This window comes from Streptomyces graminilatus (assembly GCF_001418565.1).
GTDB classification, from domain to species: domain Bacteria; phylum Actinomycetota; class Actinomycetes; order Streptomycetales; family Streptomycetaceae; genus Streptomyces; species Streptomyces graminilatus.
Genome location: NZ_LIQQ01000685.1, coordinates 1 through 1,903, shown reverse-complemented (window position 1 = coordinate 1,903; position 1,903 = coordinate 1). Strand labels below are relative to the sequence as shown.

The window sequence follows — 1,903 nt, the reverse complement described above, 5'->3', positions numbered from 1 at the left end:
TGGAGGTGGAGTTGGAGGTGGAGTTGGAGGTGGCGGCGGTATGGGCGGTCTGCTCGACGGCGCCAGGGTCAGCAGCGAGGCCAAGGTCCTGCTGGAGAAGAACGCGAGTCGATACACCTGGGCCGCGGCGGCCGTCGGCGCGCAGAACGCGGCGAGCTACCAACTCTCCACCGGCGACCCGGTGATGGCGATCGGCGGCTTCAATGGCAGCGACCCGTCCCCGACCCTGGCCCAGTTCAAGAAGTACGTGGCGGACGGCAAGATCCACTACTTCATCTCCGGAGGCGGTCGCGGTGGTGCCATGGCTGGCGGCGGTGGCTTCGGTGGCCGTGGCAAGACGACTGGCACGTCGTCCCAGATCAGCTCGTGGGTCGAGGGCAACTTCAAGAAGGTGACGGTGGGTTCGGCCACCTTCTACGACCTGACGCAGCCGGCGAGCTGAGGCTTCCGGCCGGCCGTTTAATTTTGCTGTACGCCGTATAGGAGGTGTTCTACGGTGTACAGCATGTCTACGTCCTTACCCGGTCCCCAGGGCCACCCCCAGCGCTGGCTGATCCTCGGTGTCATCTGTCTGGCCCAGCTCACCGTGCTGCTCGACAACACCGTCCTGAACGTCGCGATCCCCTCCCTCACCCGGGAGTTGGGCGCCGGAACCTCCGACATCCAGTGGATGATCAACGCGTACTCGCTGGTCCAGTCGGGCCTGTTGCTCACCGCGGGCAGCGCGGCCGACCGGTATGGCCGCAAGAGGATGCTGATAGCGGGCCTCGCCCTGTTCGGGACGGGCTCACTGGTCGCCGGACTGGCCGACGGAACAGGCCGGTTGATCGCGGCGCGCGCCGGGATGGGCGTCGGCGGCGCGCTGCTGATGACGACCACCCTCGCCGTGGCGATGCAGATCTTCACGCCCGAGGAGCAGCCGAGGGCCATCGGCATCTGGGCCGCGGTGAACTCGCTCGGGTTCGCGACCGGGCCGCTCCTCGGCGGGTTCCTGCTGAACCACTTCTGGTGGGGCGCGATCTTCCTCGTCAACATCCCGGTCGCGGCGCTGGGGCTGGTGGCGGTGGTGGCCCTCGTACCCGAGTCGAAGAACCCGGCCGGCGACCGCCCGGACCTCCTCGGCGCCCTGCTCTCCACCGTCGGCATGTCCTCGCTCGTGTTCGCGATCATCTCCGGGCCCGGCCACGGCTGGACGTCAGCCAGGGTGCTGATTCCGGCGGCCGTCGCGGTCGTGGTCCTGGGCGCCTTCGCGTACTGGGAGAACCGGGTCCCGTACCCCATGCTCGACATGCGTTTCTTCCGGAACCGCCGGTTCACGGGGGCGGTCGCGGGCGCGGCGCTCATCACGTTCGGGATGGGCGGCTCGCTCTTCCTCCTCACCCAGCACATGCAGTTCGTGCTCGGCTACGGCCCCTTGGAGGCCGGGCTGCGTACGGCACCGCTCGCGCTCGTGATCGTGGCGCTCAACTTCACGGGTGTGGCGGCGAAATGGTCGGCCGGGCTCGGCACCCCGCTCGCCGTCGGCCTGGGCATGACGGCGATGGCGGCCGGCCTCGTCTCCATCGCGACGGTCGACTCCGGCGGTTACGCGGGTACGTTGCTGGGCCTGCTGCTCATCGGAACGGGGGCCGCCGTGGCCAGCCCGGCGATGGCCCACGCGATCATGAGCTCGATTCCGCCGGAGAAGGCCGGAGTCGGGGCGGGAATCAACGGCACAGTGGCGGAGTTCGGGCAGGGCCTGGGGGTCGCGGTGCTCGGCGCGGTGCTGAACTCGCGGTTCGCGGCACTCGTTCCGGTGGTGGCGGGATCCCTGCCGGGGGCGTTGGCGGAGGCGGGGTCGGCATCGGAACGGGTGCGGATCACCGAGGCGTTCGCCTCCGGCTTGCAGAGCAGTCAGTTGGTG

General features: G+C 69.3%; 2 protein-coding genes. Both read left to right on the top strand.

Translation table 11 applies throughout. From position 1 onward, the window contains the following. Nucleotides 1-442 (top strand): mannosyltransferase YkcB-related protein (locus tag AOK08_RS39905; RefSeq protein WP_479683338.1); only part of this gene is annotated, 442 nt, incomplete at its 5' end. Nucleotides 443-505: 63 nt separating this feature from the next. Continuing rightward, a partial coding sequence (locus tag AOK08_RS39900; protein WP_198539541.1) for an MFS transporter occupies nucleotides 506-1,903 on the top strand: 1,398 nt, incomplete at its 3' end.